This is a genomic window from Bacillus sp. P4_D3 (assembly GCF_056401855.1).
The window spans coordinates 1-4,023 of the sequence record NZ_JBFUIN010000289.1; the positions used below are offsets into that span (position 1 = coordinate 1).

General features: G+C 33.3%; 7 protein-coding genes. 1 reads left to right on the forward strand and 6 read right to left on the reverse strand.

Annotation, left to right across the window (positions count from 1 at the left end; all coding sequences use genetic code 11):
• From AC1DTM_RS19510 to AC1DTM_RS19530, 5 genes are all read right to left on the reverse strand, one after another.
• A partial coding sequence (locus AC1DTM_RS19510) for a VOC family protein (protein ID WP_477000686.1) occupies positions 1-651 on the reverse strand: 651 nt, incomplete at its 3' end.
• A 54-nt stretch (positions 652-705) separates the two neighbouring features.
• Positions 706-1,149, reverse strand: coding sequence for a MarR family winged helix-turn-helix transcriptional regulator (locus AC1DTM_RS19515; RefSeq protein WP_002158279.1), 444 nt, complete (start codon positions 1,147-1,149; stop codon positions 706-708).
• A gap of 101 nt (positions 1,150-1,250) precedes the next feature.
• Positions 1,251-1,574, reverse strand: coding sequence for a carboxymuconolactone decarboxylase family protein (locus tag AC1DTM_RS19520; protein ID WP_016104555.1), 324 nt, complete (start codon positions 1,572-1,574; stop codon positions 1,251-1,253).
• 1 nt (position 1,575) lies between these two features.
• Positions 1,576-1,983 carry a tautomerase family protein gene (locus AC1DTM_RS19525; RefSeq protein WP_016104554.1) on the reverse strand — a complete coding sequence of 136 codons (408 nt, stop codon included), beginning with the start codon at positions 1,981-1,983 and terminating at the stop codon, positions 1,576-1,578.
• Positions 1,984-2,025: 42 nt separating this feature from the next.
• Positions 2,026-2,574: a DUF4865 family protein gene (locus tag AC1DTM_RS19530; RefSeq protein ID WP_016104553.1), complete on the reverse strand. Its 549-nt coding sequence runs from the start codon at positions 2,572-2,574 to the stop codon at positions 2,026-2,028.
• A gap of 120 nt (positions 2,575-2,694) precedes the next feature.
• Here AC1DTM_RS19530 and AC1DTM_RS19535 point away from each other — a divergent pair, with 120 nt between their 5' ends.
• A complete protein-coding gene (locus tag AC1DTM_RS19535; protein WP_016104552.1) occupies positions 2,695-3,483 on the forward strand; it encodes a LysR family transcriptional regulator in 789 nt (262 codons plus the stop codon).
• Positions 3,484-3,663: 180 nt separating this feature from the next.
• Here the strand turns inward: AC1DTM_RS19535 and AC1DTM_RS19540 are convergent.
• Positions 3,664-4,023: ABC transporter permease subunit (locus AC1DTM_RS19540; protein ID WP_477000687.1), on the reverse strand; the 360-nt coding region annotated here is incomplete at its 5' end.

The following is a 4,023-nucleotide window of genomic DNA, read 5'->3' on the forward strand; positions in this document are numbered from 1 at the left end:
TCCAGGTCTTTCACTCTCTCCCACTTGCTGTTTCACCAAAATTTCTCCAAAAGATTGACCAGCAATAGATTGATAAATCCCCTCATCGTCTGAACGAGATACTTCTTTATAACTAAACAAGCCTGTTAATATTTTTGATAATTTATTTAAACTGCGCACTGTCATTTCAACTGTTCCCATACCTAAAATACGATGATTCTGCTCTATAGAAGATTCATCCCATCCAGTCCAATATTCAGGCACCTCTTCACCTTTATTATTTAACAGCACTAACCGTAGGCCATCTGGATCTTCAAAGTGCAGTGCGTCTCTTCCGGCGTAAGTTGTAATCTCCCCATGCTCCACCTGGAGCGACTCAAAACGTCTCTTCCAAAATGTAAGACTTTCTATTGAAGGTACGAGCAAGCCTATTTGTGTTATTGCATTTGTACCACGGATTGTTCTTCCTACATTCGGCATTTCAAAAAATGATAATTCAGTTCCAGCACTCCCTGTTAAATCGCCATAAAACAAATGATACATAAATGGATTATCTTGATTGACTGTCTTTTTCACTCGGCGTAATCCTAATACTTTTTGATAAAAATCATTATTTGTTTTCGCATTTTTTGTCACCATAGAAATGTGGTGATGCCCTGGAATTGTATACATAATATTTCCTCCTCTAACCATCACTTGRTTAGTCAATTGATAGTGTAAAAAAAATTACTCATGTGGTAATTCTTTTTTTTCACTATGCTTATGAACTTTTGTCATTAACGCGTATAGTATTTTCTGTTCTTCCTCATCTAATACATCATCAAAAAAGGATGATTGGAATGCAAGTTGCTCTGGCAATGCTCCTTCTAATACTGCTTCACCCTTCTCAGTAAGGCTAATCATTTTCGTTTTCCAATCTTGTTTACGTACTATATACTCTTCTTTTTCAAGACGTGTTAACATTCTAGAAATACCACCTTGCGTCACAGTAACTTTTTCGGCTAACTCCATTTGTGTAAGGGGCTGATAAATCCGTATTTGCATAAGTACATCAAATTGAGCTGTCGTCAAATCAAAACGTTTCAAAAACTCATTTGACATCTGATTACTTTGGTTCGTAAACCGTATTAAACGTAACCAGATTAACGATCCTATCGTATTTTCACGCATGTTTCATCACTTCCTAGCGTTGATCTCACTATCACTTTACCACTCAAGTGATAGTAATGCAAGTAGAAATATGTTAAAAATACCTCCCGAAATCATTATTCTTAACTTTCCATTTCACTCATTGCTATATTTAAAGCTGCCACAGCTTTTGGCCAACCAACGTAAAAAGCCATATGTGTTATTAATGCAACTAATTCATTCTCCATCATCCCATTTTGTTTAGCTAGCTTCAGATGAAATGGTAATTGTTCTGTATTACCAAGACTGATTAGTACCGACAATGTACATAAGCTTCTTTCTCTTAATGTTAAAGTGGCATCCCGCCACACTTCTTCAAACAATATTTCTTCACTATAATGAGCAAATGCAGGTGCCATTTCTCTCATTTTCTTTTGAATATAAAATTCAATTGGTTCATTCATCATTTTACTCCCCCTTCCTCTTCACTAGTTGTGCCACCCCTTGACCAAATGACCAGTTTTCAGCAGCTGTCTCATTTAGTGTAATAAAAATATCAGCGCTACCGATGTTCGAACATTCAGATATTTCGTGTGATATCGATTGATATAACTCTCTTTTCTGCTTTATCGTTCTTCCTGGTCCACATGTAATAGAAACATGCATTATGTTCTCTGTTCTCTTTTCTTCTTGCTCTAACAAATAATATGGATTATAAAAAAATTCGTTTAGTCGATAAGGTAAAAACATTTGAAAATAATCATTTTCAGGGATGTTAAAATAATCAATTAATGACAGATGAATACATTCACTTATCTTTTTCAACGTTTCTTTATTTAATATATTTTCAGGATAATAAACGTTTACAAAAGGCATATATTCTCATTCCTTTTTCTTATTTTGGCATTCAAGAAGATTTTATTGTGAAATGTGTAAAATCTCATATATTGTAACATTGTCCATTACATCTATTTCAGGCTTCTCATTATAAAAATTGAATTGACTATAACCCCATTTATCTGGATTATAAACTATTACATTACCTAAACACTTTTCTGTATTTTGTACATTTTCGTTCATTGTATTTAATTGAGTCCCAATCAATGATTTACTTTGAGAAATACTTCCCGCATATTCAACAACATATCTACTTTTCTTAAAATCATCACTTAGATTAACAACTAAAGGAACACCAATATTAATTTGTTGCCATCCAAATGAGTCTAAAATATTATCGTAATAGCCCTCAAAGATAAATTTATTCATCCCTTCATGGTTATTCCAAATATATAATGGAGCGTAACAATTATATAAATTTTCATTCTTACCTGCCTCAGCAATTAAATAGGCTTTAAAATTCAGTTCTTGAAAACCATCTGTTTTATACCCATTAGCCTTTACCCTTTGCCTAATAATCTCCATGTCATAATCCTTTGGCAATATGACCTTATATTGCATTCCAATCATGTTTATCACTCACTTTCGATATTATATACATAATGATAAATCGATGTTGGATCGGTGTAAAATAGGTATAAATTATGCTTGGTATCATTTATAATGATACCGTATAAGGGGCTGAAATGAATGGAAATAAATGATCTTATCATATTTAAAACTGTAGCGAATGAGGGCTCTATTAGTAAAGCTGCTAAAGAGTTAGGTTATGTTCAACCAAATGTAACTGAGCGAATCAAAAAATTAGAACAAGAATTAGAAACAGCTTTACTACATAGAGATAACAAAGGGGTTTCACTGTTACCTTCAGGTGAAATTTTATTAGATTACACTAGCAAAATATTAACTTTATTAGAAGAAGCAAAAAATGAAATTAAAATGAGTTGTACATCTTATCGAATAGCGACGTCACAATCTATTTTAACTAATTATTTAAGTATGCGTATTAAAGAAAATTTCAGGAATTATCAAATATATATAGAAAGTAGTAGCCATTTACAAAAACTACTACAGCAACAAAAAGTTGATATGGTCATAACTTATGAGGTTTATCCTGACGCAGCGTTTAAAAAAGTATTCACCACTTCAATTTCTGTAGGCTTATTAAAAGCGAAAGAACAGTGTACCATTGACTTTTCAAAAGAACTTTTCTTTGTTAGTAACGACAAAAAGTGCCCTTTTAGAAATATGACAATACAATTTCTAAAAGAAAACAATCTATCTCAGCATCAACTTCAACAGTTGGATTCTTATTCGCTTATTGAAGAATTTATTGTTGAGGGAAATGGGATAGCTTTTTTACCGATGAAAAATGATAAATTAGCACCGATTGAAGGTGTGCCCATAGAAAAACTATCTATTAACTTCTTTACAACTCGAGACTTAGAAAAAGCGATTCCAGGTGAACTATTTAATTAATAAAGAGGCTACACTTGTCGTATTTTACGGGTAAATAGATATCCCTTTTCGAATCGCTAATATAACTTCATATACTATCGTACGGCTTAATAAAATAAAAAGGGATGTTACCTAGTTACAATGTTCAACTACTAGGACATCCCTTTTCATCTTGAAGACTTCCCTCATGATTCATACATTTCACACGTTCTGCTCCACCCCTGCACTCTTCTCCTTCTTACCCCTTTTAAAATTCTTCAACTTCTTAATCGTTCCAACTAATCCTTTTGGAAAAACTAGTAGCACGATAATATATAATAAACCAAGTATAATCGTCCATCTTTCAAAAATCGGATACTCCGTCGCTAGTTCTGATAAATAGTATTTCAGTGATTCAATAATCCCAGCTCCAGCGATTGCTCCGATTAACGTTCCTACTCCCCCGATCATTGTCATCAATAATGCGTTTAGCGTCATTTCAATTGAAAATACCGTCGTATTTACAAAACGCAATGTGATAACGAATAAACCACCGCTAATTGCCGCTACTACTCCTGCCAC

Coding starts and splice junctions, on each gene's coding strand:
- AC1DTM_RS19515 (WP_002158279.1), bottom strand. CDS start 1,149: ATGCGTGAAAATACGATAGGATCGTTAATCTGGTTACGTTTAATACGG.
- AC1DTM_RS19520 (WP_016104555.1), bottom strand. CDS start 1,574: ATGATGAATGAACCAATTGAATTTTATATTCAAAAGAAAATGAGAGAA.
- AC1DTM_RS19525 (WP_016104554.1), bottom strand. CDS start 1,983: ATGCCTTTTGTAAACGTTTATTATCCTGAAAATATATTAAATAAAGAA.
- AC1DTM_RS19530 (WP_016104553.1), bottom strand. CDS start 2,574: ATGATTGGAATGCAATATAAGGTCATATTGCCAAAGGATTATGACATG.
- AC1DTM_RS19535 (WP_016104552.1), top strand. CDS start 2,695: ATGGAAATAAATGATCTTATCATATTTAAAACTGTAGCGAATGAGGGC.